This is a genomic window from Streptomyces sp. NBC_00820 (assembly GCF_036347055.1).
Taxonomy (GTDB): Bacteria; Actinomycetota; Actinomycetes; order Streptomycetales; family Streptomycetaceae; genus Streptomyces.
On record NZ_CP108882.1, the window covers coordinates 1,462,761 to 1,485,838 of the forward strand.

The 23,078-nt window shown below is 72.2% G+C and carries 16 protein-coding genes; 7 read left to right on the forward strand and 9 right to left on the reverse strand.

Translation table 11 applies throughout. The annotated features are described in order from the left end of the window. Positions 1-123: 123 nt before the first annotated feature. Positions 124-1,443 (forward strand): aminotransferase class I/II-fold pyridoxal phosphate-dependent enzyme, encoded by a 1,320-nt coding sequence (locus OIB37_RS06755; RefSeq protein WP_330456609.1) that lies wholly within the window; start codon positions 124-126, stop codon positions 1,441-1,443. Between the two features lie 12 nt (positions 1,444-1,455). Here OIB37_RS06755 and OIB37_RS06760 read toward each other — a convergent pair whose 3' ends face one another. Beyond that, positions 1,456-3,423 (reverse strand): acetoacetate--CoA ligase, encoded by a 1,968-nt coding sequence (locus tag OIB37_RS06760; protein ID WP_330456610.1) that lies wholly within the window; start codon positions 3,421-3,423, stop codon positions 1,456-1,458. Positions 3,424-3,636: 213 nt separating this feature from the next. On the opposite strand from OIB37_RS06760, the gene OIB37_RS06765 reads away from it, so the two are divergent. Beyond that, entirely contained in the window at positions 3,637-6,000 is a 2,364-nt protein-coding gene (locus OIB37_RS06765; RefSeq protein ID WP_330456611.1) for a glycoside hydrolase family 31 protein, read from the forward strand. 9 nt (positions 6,001-6,009) lie between these two features. On the opposite strand, the gene OIB37_RS06770 is transcribed toward OIB37_RS06765, so the two are convergent. Further along, positions 6,010-6,546 carry an NUDIX domain-containing protein gene (locus OIB37_RS06770; protein WP_330456612.1) on the reverse strand — a complete coding sequence of 179 codons (537 nt, stop codon included), beginning with the start codon at positions 6,544-6,546 and terminating at the stop codon, positions 6,010-6,012. Positions 6,547-7,174: 628 nt separating this feature from the next. Here OIB37_RS06770 and OIB37_RS06775 point away from each other — a divergent pair. Further along, positions 7,175-7,924: an MIP/aquaporin family protein gene (locus tag OIB37_RS06775; RefSeq protein ID WP_330456613.1), complete on the forward strand. Its 750-nt coding sequence runs from the start codon at positions 7,175-7,177 to the stop codon at positions 7,922-7,924. A 124-nt stretch (positions 7,925-8,048) separates the two neighbouring features. Beyond that, positions 8,049-9,569 carry a glycerol kinase GlpK gene (gene glpK, locus OIB37_RS06780; RefSeq protein ID WP_330456614.1) on the forward strand — a complete coding sequence of 507 codons (1,521 nt, stop codon included), beginning with the start codon at positions 8,049-8,051 and terminating at the stop codon, positions 9,567-9,569. A 142-nt stretch (positions 9,570-9,711) separates the two neighbouring features. Here the strand turns inward: glpK and OIB37_RS06785 are convergent, their stop codons facing one another. The 5 genes from OIB37_RS06785 to OIB37_RS06805 are packed head-to-tail and all read right to left on the reverse strand — an operon-like array spanning position 9,712 to position 17,670. Further along, positions 9,712-10,317 (reverse strand): GTP-binding protein, encoded by a 606-nt coding sequence (locus OIB37_RS06785; RefSeq protein WP_330456615.1) that lies wholly within the window; start codon positions 10,315-10,317, stop codon positions 9,712-9,714. Next, positions 10,298-13,933, reverse strand: coding sequence for a hydantoinase B/oxoprolinase family protein (locus OIB37_RS06790; protein ID WP_330456616.1), 3,636 nt, complete (start codon positions 13,931-13,933; stop codon positions 10,298-10,300). The genes OIB37_RS06785 and OIB37_RS06790 overlap by 20 nt, the downstream gene beginning before the upstream one ends. A 24-nt stretch (positions 13,934-13,957) precedes the next feature. Continuing rightward, positions 13,958-14,353, reverse strand: a complete 396-nt coding sequence (locus OIB37_RS06795) for a DUF742 domain-containing protein (protein WP_330456617.1) — start codon at positions 14,351-14,353, stop codon at positions 13,958-13,960. Positions 14,354-14,362: 9 nt separating this feature from the next. Beyond that, positions 14,363-14,797, reverse strand: coding sequence for a roadblock/LC7 domain-containing protein (locus OIB37_RS06800; protein WP_330456618.1), 435 nt, complete (start codon positions 14,795-14,797; stop codon positions 14,363-14,365). Continuing rightward, entirely contained in the window at positions 14,794-17,670 is a 2,877-nt protein-coding gene (locus OIB37_RS06805) for a sensor histidine kinase (protein WP_330456619.1), read from the reverse strand. The genes OIB37_RS06800 and OIB37_RS06805 overlap by 4 nt, the downstream gene beginning before the upstream one ends. A 420-nt stretch (positions 17,671-18,090) precedes the next feature. On the opposite strand from OIB37_RS06805, the gene OIB37_RS06810 reads away from it, so the two are divergent. Next, entirely contained in the window at positions 18,091-18,621 is a 531-nt protein-coding gene (locus tag OIB37_RS06810) for a hypothetical protein (RefSeq protein ID WP_330456620.1), read from the forward strand. 123 nt (positions 18,622-18,744) lie between these two features. Here OIB37_RS06810 and OIB37_RS06815 read toward each other — a convergent pair whose 3' ends face one another. Together OIB37_RS06815 and OIB37_RS06820 are read right to left on the reverse strand one after the other, a co-directional pair. After that, entirely contained in the window at positions 18,745-19,929 is a 1,185-nt protein-coding gene (locus tag OIB37_RS06815) for an NAD(P)/FAD-dependent oxidoreductase (RefSeq protein WP_330456621.1), read from the reverse strand. Positions 19,930-20,155: 226 nt separating this feature from the next. After that, positions 20,156-20,479, reverse strand: coding sequence for a bifunctional 3-phenylpropionate/cinnamic acid dioxygenase ferredoxin subunit (locus tag OIB37_RS06820; RefSeq protein WP_330456622.1), 324 nt, complete (start codon positions 20,477-20,479; stop codon positions 20,156-20,158). Positions 20,480-20,794: 315 nt separating this feature from the next. Between OIB37_RS06820 and OIB37_RS06825 the strand changes: the two genes are divergently transcribed. Further along, entirely contained in the window at positions 20,795-21,634 is an 840-nt protein-coding gene (locus tag OIB37_RS06825) for an IclR family transcriptional regulator (protein ID WP_443058123.1), read from the forward strand. Positions 21,635-21,871: 237 nt separating this feature from the next. Then, on the forward strand, positions 21,872-22,957 hold the full coding sequence (locus OIB37_RS06830; protein ID WP_330456623.1) for an S-(hydroxymethyl)mycothiol dehydrogenase: 1,086 nt from the start codon (positions 21,872-21,874) through the stop codon (positions 22,955-22,957). Positions 22,958-23,078 lie beyond the last annotated feature (121 nt).

Below are 23,078 nucleotides of genomic sequence, written 5' to 3' on the forward strand. Positions count from 1 at the left end.
CCGTCGCGGCCTCCTGGTACGCGCGGCGGTCGGCCGGTGGTGCCGGACTCGGTCTCCACGGTTCCCCCTTGTTCCACTGCTCCCCCTTGTATTCGATTTATGTACTGATACATAATCAGCAACGTGGTAACACAATATGAGATCGATGGCACGACGGCCAAGGGCATCGCCGGGTCCGTCGAACGGGCAGTGGCTGAAGGGGCGTTGGCACCGGGCGCCGCGCTGCCGCCCGTGCGGCGGCTCGCGGACCGGCTGGGGGTGAGTCCCGGTACGGTCGCGACGGCCTACAAGGAGCTGCGGGGGCGGGGCATCGTCGTCACGCGCGGACGCGGCGGCACGGTGGTCGCCCCGGCGCCGGCGGTCGCGTCACGCCGTCCGCCCAAAGTGCCCGAGGGACTACGGGACTTGGCCGGCGGGCATCCCGATCCGGCGCTGCTGCCCGCTCTGGTGCCGCCCTCACGCCTCTCCCCCGGCGCCCGCTCACACCGCTCCGCTCCCCGGCTCGCGCGGCTCGAGGACGCCGTACGCGACTGGCTGGGGCGGGACGGCGTACCCGTGGAACACGTGACGTTCGCTCACGGGGCGCTGGACCTGATCGGACGGGTGCTGTCCGTCGAGCTGCGTCCCGGGGACGCCGTGGCGATGGAGGATCCGGGCTATCACCATCTGCTGGACCTGGTCGCGGCGTTGGGGCTGCGGATCGTCCCGGTGACGGTGGACGACGAGGGGATGCGTCCGGATTCCCTGCGGGAGGCGCTGCGGGCCGGCGCGAGGGCCGTGCTGCTCAGTCCGCGGGCGCAGAATCCGTACGGCGGCGGTTTCTCGGTGGCGCGCCGTGACGCACTGGCCGGCGTGCTGCGTGCGTCACCCGATGTGCTCGTGGTGGAGAACGACCACGCCTCCGAGGTGGCCGGTGCCGCGCTGCACACCCTGACCGCAGCGGGGCTCGCCCGCTGGGTGCACGTACGGACGGTCAGCAAGTTCCTGGGGACCGACCTGCGGTGGGCGGCGGCCGCGTGCGACCCGGTCACGCTGGCCCGGCACGATGGACGGATGCTGCTGACCTCGGGGTGGGTCAGTCATCTGCTGCAGGAGACGGTGCTCGGCCTGATGACGGACGAGGGCACGCGCGCGCTGGTAGCACGCGCGCGTGAGGCGTACGCGGTCCGTCGTACGGCCCTGGGCCGGGAGCTGGCCGAGCGGGGCGTCGCCTCGCACGGGGTGAGCGGGGTGAACCTGTGGGTTCCGGTGCGGGACGAGTCGGCGGTGGTGAACGGGCTGCGGTCGTACGGCTGGTGGGTGGCCTCCGGGGCGAGGTTCCGGCTGGCCTCGGGGCCGGGGGTGCGGATCTCGTGCGCGAGTCTGGCGCCGGCCGGGGCCGAGCGGCTGGCCTCGGATTTCGCGGCCGTGCTCGGCGAATCCGAGGCCACCTACGGAGGGTGAGGTTCCGGTGCGTCAGGCGCGCTTACGGGCCAGCTCCTCGTAGAAGCCGAGCAGGGCGAGATCGTCGATGGAACCGGGATTGACCGCCTTCTCCAGAGCGGTGCCCTGCAGGAGGCGTTTCACGGGGACCTCGATGCGCTTCCCGGTGAGGGTGTGCGGGACGCCGGGGACCTCGATGATCTCGTCGGGCACGTGGCGTGGCGAGAGCTGTTCCCGGATGGCCTGCTTGATCCGGTCCTGGAGCCCCGCGTCGAGGACGGCACCGGGCGCCAGGTGGACGAACAGGGGCATCCAGTAGCCGCCGTCCGGCTGCTCGAGGCCGATGACGAGGGACTCCTTGATCTCGGGGAGCCGCTCGACCACCTCGTAGATGTCGGCCGAGCCCATGCGGACGCCCTGCCGGTTGAGGGTGGAGTCGGAACGGCCGTGGATGATCACGGATCCCCGTGAGGTGACGGTGATCCAGTCACCGTGGCGCCACACCCCGGGGTAGGTGTCGAAGTAGCTGCCTCGGTAGCGGCTGCCGTCGGGGTCGTTCCAGAAGCGGATCGGCATCGACGGCATGGGGTTGGTGACGACCAGCTCGCCCACCTCGTCGACCAGGGGCTTGCCGCTCGGGTCCCAGGACTGCAGATCGGTGCCGAGGCCGGGCGCCTGGAGTTCGCCGGTGTACACCGGCAGGGTCGGTACGGCGCCCGCGAAGCAGGAGCAGACGTCGGTGCCGCCGCTGACGGAGGCGATCCACAGGTCGTCGCGGACCTCGTCGTGCAGCCAGCGGAACCCGTCGGGAGGCAGCGGCGAACCCGTGGTGGCGACGCACTTGACCCTGGAGAGGTCGAAGTCACGCGAGGGGTGCACGCCGGCCTTGCGGCAGGCCATCACGTAGGCGGCCGAGGTGCCGTACAGGGTGGCTCCGGTGCGTTCGGCGACCCGCCACTGGGCGCCGGTGTCGGGGTAGCCGGGGCTGCCGTCGTACAGGACGATCGTCGTTCCGGTGAGCAGGCCGGAGACGAGGAAGTTCCACATCATCCAGCCGGTCGAGGTGTACCAGAAGAAACGATCCTCGGGCCCGAGGTCGCAGTGCAGGCCGAGCTGCTTGAGGTGCTCGACGAGGATGCCGCCCTGGGACTGGACGAGGGCCTTGGGCAGGCCGGTCGTGCCGGAGGAGTACAGCACCCACAACGGGTGGTCGAACGGGACCTGTTCGAAGACGGGCTCGGCGTCGGCCGCCGTCAGCGCCGACCACTCCAGAGCACCCTCGGGTGTCTCGGTGCCGAGGAGCGGGATGTGGACGACCGCGCGGAGGGTGGGCAGTTCGCGGCGCAGCTCGGCGACGATCTCGCGGCGGTCGTGTTCCTTGCCGCCGTAGCGGTAGCCGTCGACGGTGAACAGGACGACGGGTTCGACCTGCTGGAAGCGGTCGAGGACGCTGCGGGCACCGAAGTCGGGGGCGCAGGAGGTCCACACGGCGCCCACGGCCGCCGTGGCGAGGAGCGCAACGACGGCCTCGGGGATGTTCGGGAGGTAGCCGCTGACGCGATCGCCGGGGCGTACGCCGAGGGCGCGGAGCTCGGCGGCCAGGGAACCCACCTGGCGGCTCAGCTCGGCCCAGCTCACCGGGCGCGGTTCATGGGTCTCGTCGACGTACAGCAGGGCGGGCTCGTCCGCGCGGTCGGCGGTGGCGCGCAGGGCGTGCTCGGCGTAGTTGAGGGTGGCTCCCGGGAACCACTGGGCGCCGGGCATCGAGCGGTCGCCGAGCACGCGCGCGTAGGGCGCCGAGAACCGCACGCCGAAGAACTCCGTGACGGCCTTCCAGAAGGTGTCCAGTTCGTCGACGGACCACCGGTGCAGGGCCGGGTAGCCTCCCTCGGCCGGCGCTCCGTGGTGTTCGGCGGCCCATGTCTGGAACTCGGTGATGCGGGCCTCGGCGATCCGCTCGGGAGCGGGCTGCCAGAGCGGCTGGGGGTTCGCGTGCGACATGGGGCGTCTCCCGGGCTGTGCGCGTCGTGTGCGTCGGTCCGCGCACGGGCTGGGGTGTGCGCGTGACGCGGCTGACAGGGACGATGCCATGTGATCGACTTCTGCACCAGGGTTCGCCCCACACACTCCGTGTCGTGACGATGTGGTCCCAGCACGGATGAACGGCAGTTGAACGACACGCGCGCGTGGGGCACGGAATGACAGGGTGACAGCATGGACGGTCGTGACCTGGTGCGTTCGGTGAGTGGGGTCGGTTCGGGGCGAGCGGCTCAGGGGTTGCGTACCGTGCGGTCCGCGTGGCGCAGACGGCGTATCGACGCCGCGGGGCTGCCGCCGCGGGGCGCGGAGCGGGCGCGGGTTCCGGGGCAGGTGCTGAGTGCGGAACCGGGTCCCGGGGGCGGTGTGATCCGGTTCGGCCGGTCCGAGTTGCGGATCACCGTCGCGGTCGGCGGGGCCGTCTTCTGGGGCTGGGACGGGGCGGCTCCGTTGCCGTCGTACGCGCTGGCCGGGGGCTGTCCCGAGCCGGATCCGCGCGCGGTGCTGGAGCCGGACAAGGACGGCGGCTGGCGGGTGGTGGCCGAGCGGGTGACCGTCGTCGTCTCCCGCCACGGGGCGGTGCAGGTGTGCACGCCCGGCGGGGTGATGCTGCGGCGGGATCTGCCGCCGCGCTGGTGGGAGCCGGTCGGCGGGGGCACGGCGCGGTGGATGCAGCGGTCCGAGGTGGCGGCGGACGCCCGGTTCTTCGGCCTGGGAGCCCGCGCGTCCGGGCCGCTGCTGCGGGACGGCGCGTACCGGCTGTGGAACTCCGACCCGGGCCGCGCGTTCGGCCCGGGCGACGACCCGCTGTACCTGACCATGCCGGTCCAGCTGGTCGTGGCCGACGCGGCGGCGCATCTGGTGTTCCACGACACCACGTGGGACGGCACGGTGATCCTGCGGGAGGGTGCGGAGGGCGCCGGCTCGGGGCACGACCGGCTGGGGCGCTCGGAGCTGCGGATGGACGGCGGTCCGCTGCGCTGCTGGGTGATGGTGGGCACTCCCGCGCGCGTGCTGCACGCGTGGGCGTCGCTGACGGGGGCGCCCGCGCTGCCGCCGGCGTGGGCGCTGGGCCACCAGCACGCGCGGTGGGGTTTCGACGGCGAGCAGGAGGTGCGGCAGATCGTCGGCGGGTACCAGGAGCGCGGACTGCCGCTGGACGCCGTCCATCTGGACATCGACCACCACCAGGACCACCGGGTGTTCACGGTCGACCAGGACCGCTTCCCCAAGCTGCGCGGGCTCGCCGAGGAACTGCGCCAGGACGGGGTCCGGCTGGTGTCGGCCGTCGAGCCGGCGGTGCGGGCGGCGCCGGGCAACGCGGTGTACGACGCGGGGTCGGCCGTGGACGCCTTCGTGCGGGACGCCTCGGGGCGGACCGTGCGCGGCGAGGTACGGGCCGGGGAGTCGGTCTTCCCGGACTTCACCCACGCGCGCGTGCGTGGGTGGTGGGGCGGCCTCTACCAGGAGCGGCTGGAGCAGGGCTTCGCGGGTTTCTGGCACGGCATGAACGAACCGACATCGTTGAGTGCCTTCGGCGAGCCGACCCTGCCGCGCTCGGCCCGGCACGCCCTGGAGGGACGCGGCGGCGACCACCGGGAAGCGCACAACGTGTACGCCCTCTGCATGGCGAGGGCGGGCTACGAGGGGCTGCGCGAGCTGTCGCCCCAGGAGCGGCCGTTCGTGTTCTCGCGGTCCGGCTGGGCGGGGATGCAGCGCTACGGCGGCGCCTGGTCGGGGGACGTGGCGACGGGCTGGCCGGGACTGCGCGCCTCGCTGTCGCTGGTGCTCGGGCTCGGTCTGTGCGGGGTGCCGTACTCGGGACCGGACGTGGGCGGTTTCGACGGGAGTCCGTCCCCGGAGCTGTATCTGCGGTGGTTCCAGCTCGGCGCCTACCTGCCGTTGTTCCGGACGCACGCGGGTCCCCGGGCGGGGCACAGGGAGCCCTGGGAGTTCGGTCCGCGGGTGCTGGAGCACGCGCGCGCGGCGCTGCTCGAACGCCGGCGGCTGCTTCCGTACTTCGTCACGCTCGCGCACCTGGCCCGGCGCACCGGCGCACCCTATGTGCGGCCGCTGTGGTGGGGTGCGCCGGAGGACCGCGCGCTGCGCGACTGCGGGGACGCGTTCCTGCTCGGCGACAGCCTCCTGGTGGCGCCGGTCATGGACCCGGGAGCCGACCGGCGTGCGGTGCGGCTGCCGCGGGGCCGCTGGTACGACACGGTGACCGGGCAGGCGTACGAGGGTCCGGCGCAGATCCTGATGGACGCGCCGCTCTCGCGGATTCCGGTGCTCGCGCGCGCGGGTGCCGTCGTACCGGTGCGCGGCTCGGACGGCGGGCTCGAACTGGAGGTGTGGGCGCCCGCCCGGGGACGGACCGGGGGCGGGCTGGTGGTGGCGGACGCGGGCGACGGCTGGGCCGAACCGGAGATCGAGCGCTACGTCGCCCGCCTGCGGGGCGGCGAGGTGGTGGTCACCCGGGAACGGGAGGGCGGCGAAGACACCGAGCCGTCCCGTCAGGTGCGCATACGGGGCCTGGGCTGAGCGCGGGGATCAGACGTACCGGCCCTCGAAGAACGCACGCACCGCCAGGGTGTGCAGCGGGAAGGCGAGTTCCTCGGGCCGGCGCAGCAGGTGCCAGCCCTCGGTCTCGTCCGTCGCGACGGACGCCGGAAGCCCCTCGGCCGGGCGTTCCGGCAGGACTCCGAAGAGCAGCAGATGCCCGTCGGGCGAACTCATGGCGTCCATGAGCCGCACATCGCGGGCGGCCGCCTCGATGCCCGTCTCCTCCCTGAGTTCGCGGACGACGGCCTGCCGCCAGTCCTCGCGGTCGTCGACGTAGCCGCCGGGCAGTGCGGTGCCTCCGCGCGCGGGAGCGACGGTGCGGGTGATGACGACCAGGGCGGTGCCCCTGGTGTCGTAGACCGGCTGCAGCGCGACCGCGACGGGCAGCGGGTTGCGGTAGGCGACGGCGCCACAGGACGGGCAGGTGCGCGGCCAGCCGGAGATGCCCTCCCCGTACAACGCCCCGCAGCTCGAACAGTGGGTGCCAGACGCAGAGTTGGAAGTTGAGTGCTGAGTATCGGACACGCGCGGACTGTATCCGATCGGAGGAGGGCCGTGTTCCGCCACGGGTGGACTCGGGTGGGACCGGATCGGAACGTGCGCGACAGCCTGGGCCGCGGGGCGGTGCGGCGGCTGGACCGGAGGGGTGCCCGGAACCACCCCCGTCGGCCCCGGGCACCCCTCCTGTCACCATGACGCGAGACGGGGCCGTACGGTTCACCGCCACGGTCCGCCCGTGCCGCGGGTCGCGTGGGGCGGGAGTGACGCACGAGGGCCTGCGGCGTAGGACCGTTGACTCCCTCCCCCGCGCAGGTCGGCTCCCTCCCCCGCGCAAGGAGCCGTGCCGGCCCGGGTTCGGACAACTCCCGGCATCGTTGCCGTCATCGACCTTGACGGCCCCCGGGCGCCGGTGAACACTTCCGGGTGTCAGTCGACATCGCCGTACATTTCGGCGTCATCAGGCACTGCGCCACGGGCCTTTCCCCTGCTCAACGACCTGTTCCCAGGGGCGATCCGGCTGCGACGGCACGCGCTCGTCACGAACGCCGGGCCGGGTGCGGGACGCGCTCTGCCTTCGGCTGAAGCGTCAAGGAACCGTTCCTGCACGGAGGGCCCGGGCCGATCGTCCCGGGGCGACGCCTAGGGAGCCGCCATGAGCAACGGAGACATATTCGTCGGCGAGGTCATCGGCACAGCGATCCTGATCCTGTTCGGTGCCGGTGTCTGCGCCGCCGTCACCCTCAGATACTCCAAGGCGCGCGCCTCGGGGTGGGTCGTCATCGCGTTCGGCTGGGGATTCGGCGTGCTGGCGGGCGCGTACACCGCCGCTCCCCTCTCCGGGGGCCAGCTCAACCCCGCCGTCACCATCGGAATCGCCGTCGACACCGGCAAGTGGGACAAGGTCTGGGTCTATCTGCTGGGCCAGATGGTGGGCGCGATGCTGGGCGCCGTCCTCGCCTACCTGGTGTATCTCGCCCAGTTCCAGGCCAACGTCCGCAAGGAGGGCGAGGCGGCGGACAGCGCCGACGGGCCGGTGCCGACCCTCGGCGTCTTCTCCACCATCCCGGAGATCCGCAACCCCGTCGCCAACCTCGTCACGGAGATCGTGGCGACGATGGCGCTCGTTGTGCCGATCCTCGCCTTCGGGCTGACGAAGGGCCTCGGCGAATCCGGTACCACCGTGCTGGTCGTCTCCCTGCTCGTCGTCGGGATCGGGCTCTCCCTCGGCGGGCCCACGGGCTACGCCATCAACCCGGCGCGTGACCTCGGCCCGCGCATCGTGCACACCTTCCTGCCGATCCCCAACAAGGGCACGTCCGACTGGGGCTACGCGTGGATCCCGGTTGTCGGCCCGCTGATCGGCGCGGTGCTCGCGGGTCTCGTCTACAACCTGGCCTTCTGACCCGGGCGGCCCGCCCCGGCGGCGCGCCCCGGCGGCGCGCCCCATCGACCCAGCCGAACTCGTCGATCCGAGCGACCCCAGTGAGCCCAGCGGCCCCAGTGAGCCCAGCGACCCAGGGACAGCCATGACGGACACAGCCCAGAAGTACGTCGCCGCCATCGACCAGGGCACCACGTCCAGCCGCTGCATCATCTTCGACCACGGCGGCGCGATCGTCGCCGTGGACCAGCGCGAGCACCGTCAGATCTTCCCCAAGCCGGGCTGGGTGGAGCACGACGCCACCGAGATCTGGGCCAAGGTGCAGGCCGTGGTGGACGGGGCGCTGGCCAGGGCCGGGCTGCGCGCGGACCAGCTCAGCGCGCTCGGCATCACCAACCAGCGGGAGACCACCGTCCTGTGGGACCGCGCCACCGGCAAGCCCGTGCACAACGCGATCGTCTGGCAGGACACCCGTACGGCCGCTCTGTGCCGCGAACTGGGCGGCGCCGACGGCCAGGACCGCTTCCGCGACCGGACCGGACTTCCGCTGGCCAGCTACTTCTCCGGGCCCAAGGCGGCCTGGCTGCTGGACACCGTACCCGGCCTGCGCGAGCGCGCCGAACGCGGCGAGATCGCCTTCGGCACCATCGACTCCTGGCTGATCTGGAACCTCACCGGCGGTACGGCCGGCGGCCGCCACGTCACCGACGTCACGAACGCCGGACGCACCATGCTGATGAACCTGGCCACCCTCCAGTGGGATCCCGCCATCCTCTCCGCGATGAACGTGCCGGCGGCGATCCTGCCCGAGATCAGGTCCTCCGCCGAGGTGTACGGCACCGCCGTCGGCCGGCTGGCGGGTGTCCCCGTGGCGTCGGCGCTCGGCGACCAGCAGGCCGCCGTGTTCGGGCAGGCCTGCTACGACGTCGGCACCGCGAAGAACACCTACGGCACCGGCAGCTTCCTGCTGCTCAACACCGGCGACCGGCCGGTGCCGTCCAAGAACGGGCTGCTGACGACCGTGGGCTACCGGATCGGCGACGAGGCGCCGGTGTACTGCCTGGAGGGGTCCATCGCGATAACGGGCGCGCTGGTCCAGTGGTTCCGCGACCAGCTCGGCATCATCCGCGACGCGGACGAGATCGAGACCCTCGCGGCGAGCGTCGAGGACAACGGCGGTGCCTATATCGTGCCCGCCTTCTCGGGCCTGTTCGCGCCCTACTGGCGCTCCGACGCGCGCGGGGTCGTCACCGGGCTCACCCGGTACGTCACGAAGGCACACCTCGCGCGCGCGGTGCTGGAGGCGACGAGCTGGCAGACGCGCGAGGTCGTCGACGCCATGTACCAGGACTCCGGGGTGCGGATCACGACCCTGAAGGTCGACGGCGGCATGACGAAGAACAACCTGCTCATGCAGCACCAGGCCGACGTTCTCGGGGTACCGGTGATCCGGCCCCGGGTGTCCGAGACGACCTGCCTGGGCGCCGCCTACGCGGCCGGCCTCGCGACCGGCGTGTGGAGCGGCCTCGACGAGCTGAAGTCGCACTGGCAGCGGGACGTGGAGTGGACACCGTCGATGGAGGCGTCGGCGCGCGAGCGGGAGTACGGCAACTGGCGCAAGGCCGTGGAGAAGAGCCTCGGCTGGCTGGAGGACGACGAGGCATAGGCGCCGCGCGGAGCACGCGCGCGCGTGCGCACGCGGGTGCGGCTCTGCGCGAGGACCACGGCCCGTACCCCGGTCGGCGAGGGTGCGGGCCGTGCCCGTCCGGCCCGTCGTACGGTCGGGTGCGGCGGGCGCTACGGGGCGGTCAGGTGGAGACGGCCTGGCGGCGGCCGGCCGCGTACTCCATGGCGTGCCGCACGACTCCGATGAGGACTTCCTTGACCGACTCCCGGTCGCGGGCGTCGCACAGCAGCACGGGCACGTCCTCGTCCAGGTCGAGGGCCTTGCGGACCGTCTCGATGGGGTACCGGGCGGCGCCCGCGAAGCAGTTGACGCCGACGAGGAAGGGTATGGAGCGCCGCTCGAAGTAGTCGACGGCCGCGAAACAGTCCTCCAGGCGGCGTGTGTCGGCGAGGACCACGGCGCCGAGCGCGCCCTCGGACAGCTCGTCCCACATGAACCAGAACCGTTCCTGTCCGGGCGTGCCGAACAGGTACAGGACGAGGTCCTCGCGCAGGGTGATCCGGCCGAAGTCCATGGCCACGGTGGTCGTGTGCTTGCCCTCCACACCGCTGATGTCGTCGACCGGACGCCCGGCCTCGGTCAGCAGCTCCTCGGTGCGCAGCGGCCTGATCTCGCTGACGGCGCCGACGAGGGTCGTCTTGCCCACGCCGAAGCCGCCGGCCACCAGGATCTTGAGCGTGACGGGCTCGACCGGGGGCTTGCCGCGCTCAGATCGCTCGAAGACCATCGCTCTCTTCTCCTGCTCGGTGGGGGTCGGGGGACGGCCGGCCGTAGCCGCCGCCACCGGGGGTTTCGATGACGAGTACGTCTCCGGGAGCGACGTCCGTCGTGCCGCTCCCGCCGAGTTCGGTGACCGTTCCGTCGGCCCACTCCACCCGGTTGGCGCCGAGTGCGCCGGGTTCGCCGCCCGCCATGCCGTAGGGCGGCACGCGGCGGTGCTGGGAGAGCGTGGAGACGGTCATGGGTTCGAGGAAGCGGATGCGGCGCACGGCACCGTCTCCGCCCCGCCGGCGTCCGGCGCCGCCGCTGCCCCGCCGGACGGCGAACTCGTCGAGCCTGACTGGCAGCCGCCATTCCAGGATCTCGGGGTCGGTGAGCCGTGAGTTGGTCATGTGGGTCTGCACGACGTCGGCCCCGGCGAAGTCGTCGCCCGCGCCGGATCCGGAGGCGACGGTTTCGTAGTACTGGTGGCGGTCGTTGCCGAAGGTGACGTTGTTCATGGTCCCGGAGCCCTCGGCCTGGACGCGCAGCGCGGCGTAGAGGGCGCCGGTGATGGCCTGGGAGGTCTCGACGTTGCCCGCGACGACGGCGGCGGGCGGCTCGGGGGCGAGCATCGAGCCGGGCGGCACGACGATGTCCAGGGGGCGCAGGCAGCCGTCGTTGAGCGGGATGTCGTCGGCGACGAGGGTGCGGAAGACGTACAGGACGGCCGCGTTGACGACCGAGAAGGGGGCGTTGAAGTTGGTGTCGAGCTGCGCGGAGGTGCCGGTGAAGTCGATGGTGGCGCGGCGCTCGGCCCGGTCGACGCGCACGCGGACCCGGATGACCGCGCCCGCGTCGGTCTCGTAGGCGTACTCCCCGTCGTCCAGGGCGTCGATGACGCGGCGTACCGCCTCCTCGGCGTTGTCCTGCACGTGCCGCATGTACGCCTGGACGACGTCGAGGCCGAACTCGTCGATCATGCGGCCCACTTCGTCGACGCCCTTGCGGTTGGCGGCGATCTGGGCGCGCAGGTCGGCGAGGTTGGTGGGGACGTTGCGGGAGGGGTAGGGCGCCTCGGTGAGCAGGCGGCGGGTCTCCTCCTCGCGGAAGCGGCCGTTCTCGGCGAGCAGCCAGTTGTCGAAGAGGACGCCCTCCTCGTCGATGGTGCGGCTGTCGGCCGGCATGGAGCCGGGGGCGATGCCGCCGATCTCGGCGTGGTGGCCGCGTGAGGCGACGTAGAAGAGGATCTCCGGCTCACGCTCCGTGTCCGTCGGGGAGTCGTTCTCGAAGACGGGGGTGATCACGGTGACGTCGGGCAGGTGGGTGCCGCCGTGGTACGGGTCGTTGACGGCGTAGGTGTCGCCGGGGCGCATCGCGGTGCCGCGGCGGCGGATGACCTCTTTGACGCTGGTGCCCATGGATCCCAGGTGGACGGGGATGTGGGGGGCGTTGGCCACCAGGTTTCCGTCCGGGTCGAACAGGGCGCAGGAGAAGTCCAGGCGTTCCTTGATGTTGACGGACTGGGCCGTGGACTCCAGCCGGGCGCCCATCTGCTCGGCGATCGACATGAAGAGGTTGTTGAAGACCTCGAGCAGAACGGGGTCGACTTGTGTGCCGAGTTCGGAACTCTCCGTGATCGCCGTGCGTTCCATGAGCAGATGCCCGTCGTCGTTCGCCGCGGCCCGCCAGCCGTCGTCGACGACGGTCGTGGCCCCGGCCTCGGCGATGATCGCGGGGCCGGTGACGGTGTCGCCGGGAGGCAGGGCCTCGCGGCGGTGGAGGGGTACCTCGCGCCAGGCGTCTCCGGTGTGGAGGCGGACGGTTTCGGGGGCGGCGGGACGACCCTCGTAGGGGGCGAGGGCGGAGAGGTCGGGGGGTGCGGTGATGCCGGTGGCTTCGACGGAGAGGGCTTCGACGACGATCGGGCGGTCGAGGGTGAAGGAGTACGTGGCGCGATGACGTTCTTCGAAGGCGCGCTTCATGGCGTCGGGCTCGGTCAGCTCGACGGTGAGTGTGGTGTCGGTGCCGTCGTAGCGCAGCTGGGCGCGGCGGACGACCTCGACGCGGTCCTGCGGTACGTCCTCGGCGAGGAGTTCGGCGCGGGCGGCGTCCTCCAGTTCGTCGGCCGTGTCGCGGAGGCCGGGCATCGAGTCGGCTTCCAGGGGGACTTCGGCGGACTGTTCCCGCATCGCCGTGGTGTCGGCGAGGCCGATGCCGAGTGCGGAGAGCACACCGGCCATGGGGGGTACGAGGACGGTGCGGATGCCGAGCGAGTCGGCGACCTTGCACGCGTGCTGGCCGCCCGCGCCGCCGAAGGTGGTGAGGGCGTAGCGGGTGACGTCGTGGCCCTTCTGGACGGAGATCCGTTTCACGGCGTTGCCGATGTTGGCGACGGCGATCCTCAGGTACCCCTCGGCCACCTGTTCCGGGGTGCGGTCGTCACCGGTGCGTTCGCGGATCTCGCGCGCGAGGGCGGTGAAGCGGTCACGGACGAGGGCGGCGTCGAGGGGCTGGTCGCCGTCGGGGCCGAACACCGCGGGGAAGTGGGCGGGCTGGATCCGTCCGAGCATCACGTTGGCGTCGGTGACGGTGAGCGGGCCGCCCGCGCGGTAGCAGGCCGGGCCGGGGTCGGCGCCGGCGGAGTCGGGGCCCACGCGGTAGCGGGAGCCGTCGAAGTGCAGGACGGAGCCGCCGCCCGCCGCGACGGTGTGGATGTCCAGCATGGGGGCGCGCAGGCGGACGCCCGCGATCTGAGTGGTGAAGACGCGCTCGTACGCGCCGGCGAAATGGGAGACGTCGGTGGAGGTGCCGCCCATGTCGAAGCCGATGACCCGGTCGAGACCGGCGCGCTGCGACATGCGGGCCATGCCGACGATGCCGCCGGCCGGTCCGGAGAGGATGGCGTCCTTGCCGCGGAACTGTCCGGCTTCGGTGAGCCCGCCGTTGGACTGCATGAACATCAGCCGCACGTCGCGCAGTTCATCGGCGATGTGGCTCACGTACCGGCACAGCACGGGCGACAGGTAGGCGTCGACGACGGCGGTGTCCCCGCGCGGGACGAGTTTCATCAGCGGGCTGACCTCGCTGGACAGCGAGATCTGCGAGAAGCCGGTGCGCTCGGCGAGTTCGCCGACCGCACGTTCGTGCGCGGGGTGGAGGTGGCTGTGCAGGCAGACGACGGCGACCGCGCGGATCCCGTCGTCGTATGCCTGCCGCAGCGGGCCCTCCAGGGCGGCCAGATCGGGGGCGCGCAGCACGGTGCCGTCGGCGGCGATGCGCTCGTCGACCTCGATCACCCGTTCATAGAGCAGCTCGGGCAGTTCGATGTGGCGGGCGAAGATGTCGGGGCGGTTCTGATAGGCGATCCGCAGGGCGTCCCGGAAGCCGCGGGTGATCACCAGGAGGGTGCGCTCCCCCTTGCGTTCCAGCAGCGCGTTGGTGGCCACCGTGGTACCCATGCGGACGGCGTCGACGGGCTCCTGGGAGCCGTCGAGGATCTCGCGTACGCCGGCGACGGCCGCGTCGGCGTACGCGGGGCTCTCGGAGAGCAGTTTGTGCGTGAGCAGGCGGCCGTCCGGGCGGCGCGCGACGATGTCGGTGAAGGTCCCGCCTCGGTCGACCCAGAACTGCCAGCCAGTCACGTCATCGCTCCGCTTCCGCGCCGGTCACAGCGCCCGAAGGCCGTTGATCACGTCGCGCAGAATACTCTCGTCCGGCAGCTCGGCCGGGGGCACCGGGCGCGTCACATGGACGAGTTCCGCGTGCACGAGGTCGCCGACGAGGACGCGCACCACCCCGACGGGCAGATCGAGCTCCGCGGCGAGTTCGGCGACGGACAGCGGTTCCGCACGGCAGAGCCCGACGATCTCCACGTGTTCCGGGCCCAGTGTCGGTTCCGACTCCGGATCCCCGGCGTCGGCCTCCGTGACGACCACCGCGATCAGGTCAAGGCGGTGCTGGCCGGGACTCGTGGTACGGCCACGGGTCATGGCGTACGGCCGGACGACCGGTCCGGCCTCGTCGTCGAACCAGTGGCTGTTTCCCTGACCGTCGCCCTTCATGCCGTCGCACTACCCGCCCGCGGGCAGATCGGTGCGCGGAGCGGCGCCCAGGTGGACACCGACCCGCTTGACCAGGAGCGTCATCTCGTAGGCGACCTGGCCGACGTCGGAGTCGGCGTCCGAGAGGACCGCGAGGCAGCTGCCGTCGCCCGCCGCGGTCACGAACAGGAAGGCGTCGTCGAGTTCGACGACGGTCTGCCGGACGCTGCCCGCCTCGAAGTGGCGGCCGACACCCTTGGCGAGGCTGTGGAAGCCGGACGCGACCGCGGCCAGGTGCTCGCTGTCCTCCCGGGTCAGGTCCTTGGACACCCCGGTGGCCAGGCCGTCACCGGAGAGCACGACGGCTTTGCGGATGCTGGCGACCCGGTCGACCAGTTCGTCGAGGAGCCAGTTCAGCTCCAGCTTCTTCGTGTCCGTGTGGTCGGTCGCCTTTGGTGCGGTCATCGACCGTCCCCCTTATTGGTTCCTTGTGCTGTGCCGTTGCGGGCTCGGTCGCCCGTGGCGTTCTCCTCGCGGCCGCGCTGCCAGCCGCGCTGGAGCGAGGCCATACGGCTGCGGACCTCGTCTGCGTCGCGGTCGGCGGCCCGGTCCGCGGGTTCGGGGCGCCGCGCCGGCTGCTGCTTGAGCTGCGGGGCGAGGCTGGCCTGTCGTACGCGCCGGGGCAACGACCCGGTGCCCGGTCCGGGCTCCGGAGGCGTGCCGTCGACGGTGGGCGACGTGTCCCCGGTGGGCGGGGTGCCGCCGGTGAGTGGGGTGCCGTCGTTCTCGTCGGCTGCCGTGGACGTGGCCGGGGGCCGGGTCCGTCGGGGCAGTACCGGGACCTCGGAGATCTCGTACGCGCGGGCGACCGGGGTCTTCGGGTCTTCGTCGGTGTGGTGGACGGGGCCGGTCGCTCCCCGGACCGTCTCACCGCGGCGTCGTGCGGGCAGCGGAGCCAGTCCTTCCGTGTCGGAGTGGAGCGGGCCTTCGGTGGTCGGTCCGTCCGGGGTGCCGCGCCGGGTGCGCTGGTCGGTGACGGGCTTGCCGTGCGAGCTGACCAGCTTGGGCGCCTGCCGCCGGGGCAGCGGGACCAGGCCGCCCACGCGGTCGTCGGCCTCGACGTCGTCGCGGCGCTGGGAGACCGGCCGGTGGGACCGTTCGACGGGCCGGGCGGTGTCGTGGTCGTCGGCGGGGGCGAGGGAACGGCGGGGGCTGAACAGGCCGCCTCGCTCGCTCTCCTCGTCCGGCAGGGCGCCCGGGAAGTCGTCGAGGTCGTCGAGGTCCACGGGGGGCTGCAGCTCGACCGGCCCGTCGAGCAGGGAGGTCGCCAGGCCGGCCGCCTGCGGCGAGGTCTGCGAGCGTCCGGTGGACCGTCCCGTCTGCTGCTCGGCCTCCTTCGCGGGGCGGACCCGGTCGAGGCGGAAGCCGATGCCGTTGGTGTCCGGGACGTCGTCGGTCAGCAGGGCGTCGGGGATGAAGACGATGGCGGTGGTACCGCCGTAGGGGGACGGCTGCAGGGAGACACGGACGTGCTGCCGCTGGGCGAGTCGGCTGACGACGAAGAGGCCGAGCCGGTCGGTGTCGGAGAGCTCGAACTCGGGCGTCTCGGCGAGCCGGAGGTTGGCGTCGAGCAGGGCCTCGGCCGTCATGCCGAGACCGCGGTCGTGGATCTCCAGGGTGAAGCCGTTGGCGACGCGCTCGCCGAGGACCTGGACGGCGGTGTGCGGGGGCGAGAACACGGTGGCGTTCTCGAGGAGTTCGGCCACGAGGTGGGTGAGGTCGGCGACGGCCGGTCCGGTGACGGCGACGCGGGGCAGGCGCCGGACCTCGACACGCTCGTAGTCCTCGACCTCGGCGACGGAGGCGCGGACGACGTCCATCAGCTGCACGGGACGGCGCCACTGCCGCGACGGCACGGCGCCGGAGAGGATCACCAGGCCCTCGGCGTGCCGGCGCATGCGGGTGGTGAGGTGGTCCAGGCGGAAGAGGTCGGCGAGTTCGTCGGTGTCCTCGGTCCTGCGCTCCATGGTGTCGAGCAGGGTGAGCTGTTTGTGCAGCAGCACCTGGCTGCGGCGGGCGAGGTTGACGAAGACCTCGGAGACACCGGCCCGCAGTTCGGCCTGCTTGACGGCGGCCTCGACGGCGGCGCGCTGGAGGGTGTTGAGGGCCCGGCCGACCTCGCCCATCTCGTTCTTGTCGTACTCCAGCCGCGGCGCCTCGGTCTCGACGTCGACCTGTTCACCGGCGGACAGGCGGCGCATCACGCCGGGCAGCCGCACCCCGGACGCCTCGTGGGCCTCCAGGCGCAGCTGCCTGAGGTCGCGGACGAGACCGCGGCCGACCCGTACGGACACCACGAGGGAGAACAGGAGGGCGAGCAGTCCGAGGACGCCCGCGACGGCCGCCTGCGCGATGACGCCGACGGCGACGGGCCGCACACGGTCCTGGAAGCGGTCGCCGACCTGGTCGTCGAGGGTGCCCAGTTGATCGAGGACGCCCGCCGCGGAGGAGTCCCAGCCCTCGGCGGTGACGCGGTGGGGGGTGCCCGGACCCGAGTCGATGACGGTCTGTTCGGCCACGCGCAGCGGGGTGGTGGTGGCGTTGACCCAGAAGCGTTCGTAGCGTTCACGCTCGGCCGCGGGCAGCAGCGGCAGGTTGATGTCGTACAGGAGCGTGCGCTGGGCGACGAGGTCGGAGATGGTGTGGATCTCGCCCTGGGAGAGCCTGCCCACCACGAGCGACGAGCCGAGCAGGGCGTCTTCGCGGGCGAGCAGTTCACGGGCCCGGGTGACGTTGACCAGGGCGGCCGCCTGTTTGTCCATCTGGACGTCGTCGATGTTGTCGAGTGCGGCGAGCAGGGAGAAGCAGGGGTCGACGAGGCGGTTGTAGAGGTCGAAGGCCTGGGCGCGGGTGACGGTGCGCTGTTCGACGCTGCGGCGCAGGGGGTCGACGCCGTCGAAGGCGTCCAGGACGGCGGTGAGGCGCTCCCTGTCCTCCGCTCCCATGCCGCCGACGACGTCGCGGTCCCTGGCGTTCTGCCGGATCCTGGCGACGGCCCGGTCGGTGGCGGTGCGGGTGCGGTGCAGCGCGGAGAGCCCGTCGGCGGCGCGCGGGTCGGCGAGGTAGACGAGGGTCTGACGGCGCTCCTGCTGCAGGACGCGGACCGTGTCCTCGGTGGGATAACCGACGTTCTGGACGATGTCGGACACCTGGAAGAGCCGGGCGACGTCGCGTCCCGTGAGCACCGTGGCGAAGCCCCAGATGGCGGCCAGGGACAGCAGCGGCACGAGAAGCAGCGCCACGATCTTCCGGCGGATCGACTTCCCGCGAAAGCGCATGGCCTCCCCCAGCTCGACCCCCGCCGGCCGGGGGTTCGCGTGTCCGTCAACAAACGGCGCGAGCCTACTACCGCCTCGGAGGTAACTCGAAGACGTGTCCGGAGGGTGAACTTCCGTATCGGCGGCGAGAGATGACGAGTTGTCCGGGCATTGCGGGAGATTGTCGCCGCCTCGTGCGTGGCCGCGGGGAGGACGTCCGCAGAAGTACGGACAACCGTTGGCTGGAATTTTTCGTAAGGCGGGAATCTTGGCGGGGTGCCGTTCGTCCTTCCTCTTGGGAGATGGGGGCGGAATCGGCCACAGGAGCCGCATCCCGCACCTCGGCGGCGTAAAAGAGCGCAAGCCGGGCAGCCACTGGGGAGCCGGGGTCTTCGGACACCGGGAGCAAGCGGTCTGCCGGCGATGGGGAGTGACACGGTGATGGGCACGGGGGAGCGACGCGAGACACCCGAGAGCAGCGTGATGGAGCGCTCGGCGGCGCGGTGGGGTCACGAGCAACTCGAGCACGGCGTCCAGGTGCGTGAGGGTGCCGGAGAGTTCCGCGGTGTCCCGCGGCAGTCGTCGTACCGGCCGCTGTGGGTGGAGGAGCCGGCGTGGCGGTACCGGTTGCCCGATCCGGTGCGTACGGCGGCGGTGCGGGCGGTCCTGATCATCTCGGTGACGCTGATACAGGCCATGGTGGCGTTCCTCTGCGCGATGGCCGAGTCGTGGCTGGCGTTCCCGATGATGATCGGCAGCGTGGCCGGCACGGTGGTGGCCACCTGGGCGGCGGTCGACGTGTGGGTGACCCGCCAGGTGTGGAGCCAGCGGTACGGCGTGGTCTCCGAGCCGAGCAGCACGGCCCGTTCACTGCGCCGTGAGCGCCGTGCGGCGCGGCGGCGTGCGCGGGCCGCTCTGCGGGATCAGAAGCGGATACGCCGGGGCGGCGCCGGTCAACTGTCGCACTCGTGACATCCGGACGGCCGGAGCACGCCCTCACGGCACGACCGGAGCACATCCCCGCAGCGCGGCCGGAGCACGCCCCACACACGGCACCACCGGTGCACGACCTCACGGTGCAGTTGGCTCACGCCCTCACAGCGCGGCCGGTGCCACCGCCTTCTCCTCTCGCCCGAGTTCCCGGCGGGCGCGCATGAAGGGGCGGGGGCGGTCCACCGCGAGTACGGCGACCGTGCGGCCGTCCCTTTCGTAACGGGCGAGGAAGCCGCTCTCGCCGGGGCCGTCCTGGTCCAGGTCGCCCTCCGTGACGCGCACGGTGTCACCGTCACGGCGCCTGCCGGCGAACTGGATGCGGGAGCCGTACTGGTCGGACCAGAAGTAGGGGACGGGGCGGACTGTCTCCCGGGTGCGGCCCGCGAGCAGGTTGGCCACGGCGACGCGGGGCTGTTCCGTGGCGGAGGTCCAGTGTTCGGCCCGGGCGCCGCCGACACGGGCGACGTCGCCGACCGCGACCACCTGGGGCAGGGCGGTCACGCAGCCGTCGTCACAGAGCACACCGTCGCGCAGAGTGAGTGACGAGCCCGCCAGCCAGGCGGTGTTCGGGGTGGCCCCGATGCCGACGATCACGATGTCGGCGGGCAGGTCACGGCCGTCACCGAGGCCGACCGCGGTCACCGCGGTGGTGCCTCGCAGGCGGGCCACGCCGACGCCGGTGATCAGGTCCACTCCACCGCGGCGGTGCAGTGCGGCGCACACGGCGGCCATCTCCGCACCGAGTGGGGGCACCAGAGGCAGCGAGGCAGCTTCCACGACCGTGACCTCATGGCCGAGCGCCGCGCATGAGGAAGCGGTCTCGGCGCCGATGAACCCGCCGCCGATGACGACGACCCGGCGCGGGCCCCGGATCAGGTCGGCGCGCAGGGCGCGCGCGTCGTCCAAGGTGCGCAGGGTGTGGACCCCTGCGAGCTGGTGGCCGGGGAGGCGGCGGGCGGCGGCACCGGTGGCGATCACGACGCCGTCGGTGGACACCGTGCGGCCGTCGTCGAGGAGCACCGTGCGGCCACGGGCGTCGAGTCCACGGGCGCGGACGCCGAGCAGCCACTCGGCGTCGAGCGCGGCGGTCTCCTCGGTGTCGGTGAGGGCGAGTCGGTTCTCGTCGGCGCGGCCGGTGAGGAAGTCCTTGGAGAGAGGAGGGCGGTCGTAGGGGCGGTGAGGCTCCTCGCCGACGACGACCAGCCGGCCGTCGAAGCCCTGGGCACGCAGTTCACGAGCCGCGTACAACCCGGCGAGGGAGGCGCCGACGATGGTCACGGTCCTCATACGGTGCGGCTCCTCGCCTGAGGGTCGGGGCGGTCGGTGTGGTCGGGGCCATCGGGGCGGTCGGTGTGGTCGGGGCGGATCCGGCGCGACTCTCCGACGCCGCGTGCGACCGGCACGGAGGCGAGACGTACGGGTGCGACACGTACGGGTGCGGCAAGTGCGGGTGCGACACGCGCGGGTGCGACACGCACGGAAGGGGTCGGGGGTCGGGTGAAGGCGTCGGCGGTCATGCGGCCGTGCCCTCCTCCGCGGTGAGGTGGACGTGGACGACGCCCTCGTCGACGGTGACGCGGTGGGTGCGGACGGGGCGCCGGGCGGGGAAGCAGGTGGGCTCACCCGTGCGCAGGTCGAAGGACGCGGCGTGCAGCGGGCATTCGACCAGGCAGCCCTCCAGCCAGCCCTCGGAGAGGGACGCGTCCTGGTGGGTACAGGTGTCGTCGATGGCGTACAGCTCGCCGTCGTCCGTGCGGAACACGGCGATCGGCGGTGCGGTCCCGACGCGGACGGACTCCCCCTTGGGGAGGTCTTCGAGGCGGCAGACGGGAATCACAAGCCCCCCTCTCGGTCCGGGACGCTCGGTCCGGGACCTGCTCGATGCAGGCGGTAGGGATGCAGGCCGGCGCGCGGACCTCCATGGGTCCGGTCCGGTGCGGGCGGTGCGGAGCGATGGCGCTGCGGTGACGGACCGTCAGGGTCCGGCTGCCTCCGGCACCCTTCCGGGATCCGGACGCTTCGGTAACATGATGTTTCGCATGGCGCACGATCCAGCGCTATGCGCAACAGAATCCGCGCGGGACGACCGTCGCGTCAAGGGCTTCCCGCAGATGCGGCCCGAACCGGGCCCACAGGTGGTGAGAGTTGAGCCATGACCCGCACGCAGAAGCGGCCTGACCGCGGCGAGGACACCAGGGAGAATCCGGGGACTCAGGAGAAGCAGAACGGCCGGGGGACGGCCAGCGCGGTGCAGTCGGTGGACCGCGCGGTGAGCGTGCTGGAGATCCTCGCGCGGCACGGCGAGGTGGGCGTCACCGAGATCGCCGAGGAGCTGGACGTACACAAGTCCACGGCGTTCCGGCTGCTCGGCGTCCTGGAGAACCGCGGCCTGGTGGCCCAGGCCAAGGACCGCGGCAAGTACTACCTGGGGGCCGGCGTGCTGCGCCTGGCGGGGGCGGCGGCGGTGCGGCTGGACATCTCCCAGGAGGGCGTCCCGGTCTGCCGCGAGGTGGCGGACGAACTGGGCGAGACGGTGAACATCGCCGTGCTCGACGACGACGCGGCGGTCAACATCATGCAGGCCCGCGGCACCGCCTCGGTGACCGCGCAGAACTGGCTGGGCAGACGCACTCCGCTGCACGCCACCTCCAGCGGCAAGGTGCTGCTCGCGCACATGCCGCCGACCCTGCGCGAGGGCCTGCTCGCGCGGCCGCTGCCACGGTTCACGGACCGCACCGTCACCGGCTCCTCGATGCTGCGGGCCGAGCTGGAGGCCGTGATCGAGCAGGGGTACGGCGTCACGATCGAGGAGCTGGAGCTGGGGCTGGCCGCCGTGGCCGCGCCGGTGCGCGCGCACGACGGCAAGGTCATCGCCTCGATCAGCGTCTCCGGACCGGTGTACCGGCTGAATCCGGACCGCCTGCCGGAGGTGGCGAAGCGGACGGTGGCGGCCGGCGCCGAGCTGTCCCGTCGTATGGGCTACGGCTTCTGACACGGCGGCGGGCGAGGTCGTCACAGGGGGAACGGCGAGTAGGGCGGATTCGGAGACCACGGCGCGGTACCGGGGAGTTCCCGGTACCGCGCCGCCGTGTGTCGGGGAGGTTTCGCCCCCGCGGGTTCCCTTTGCCAAGGGGTAACGCGCACCTCTTGACGGCTCCGTGACGGCGTTCTCAATATGTTCCCCATCACGCAACCCATCGTGCAATGCGCAACAGCAGAGGAGCTTGTCGTGCCACACGAGGTCCGTGCCGTAGTCGCCGTGAAGAAGGGCGCACCCGTGGAGGTGCGGACGATCCTCGTCCCCGACCCGGGTCCGGGCGAGGTGCTCGTCGATGTGCAGGCCTGCGGGGTGTGCCACACGGATCTCCACTACCGGGAGGGCGCGATCACCGACGACTTCCCGTTCCTGCTGGGCCACGAGGCCGCCGGGACGATCGCGGCCGTCGGACCGGGCGTCACCGACCTCGTGCCCGGCGACTACGTGGTCCTCGCCTGGCGGGCGCCGTGCGGCAGCTGCCGTTCCTGCCGGCGCGGCCGGCCCTGGTACTGCTTCGACTCCCGCAACGCCGTCCAGCCGATGACCCTGAGGGACGGCACCCCGCTCAGCAACGCGCTCGGCATCGGGGCGTTCGCCGAGAAGACACTGGTCGCGGCGGGCCAGGCGGTGAAGATCGACCCGGCGGCACGCCCCGAGGCAGCCGGACTCATCGGCTGCGGGGTGATGGCCGGTTACGGCGCGGCGGCCAACACCGGCAACGTCGGCCGTGGCGACACGGTCGCCGTCATCGGCTGCGGCGGGGTCGGCGACGCGGCCATCGCCGGGGCCTGCCTCAACGGCGCGATGAAGGTCATCGCCGTCGACATCGACGACAAGAAGCTGGACCAGGCCGAGAAGTTCGGCGCGACCCACACCGTCAACTCCCGCGGCACGGACCCCGTCGAGGCCGTCCGAGCGCTCACCGACGGCTTCGGGGTCGACATCGCCATCGACGCGGTGGGCCGTCCGGAGACCTTCCGGCAGGCCTTCTACATGCGCGACCACGCGGGCCTCCTGGTCCAGGTGGGCGTCCCCTCCCCGGAGATGAAGATCGAACTCCCGCTGATCGACGTGTTCTCGCGCGGCGGCGCGATCAAGTCCTCCTGGTACGGCGACTGTCTGCCGAGCCGCGACTTCCCCTTCCTCATCGACCAGTACCTGTACGGCCTGCTCGACCTCAACGCGTTCGTGTCGGAGACGATCGCCCTGGACCAGGTCGAGGAGGCGTTCGGCAAGATGCACCGGGGTGAGGTGCTGCGCTCGGTGGTGGTCCTGTGAGCGCCGGCACCGCCCACGACGCGGGGGCGCTCCGCCGCGCCACGGCCGGCCACCGGGCCCCCGCCACCGAACGCCCCACGGCCCCCCGTGCCCACCGTGCCCACAACGCCCGCCGTGCCCG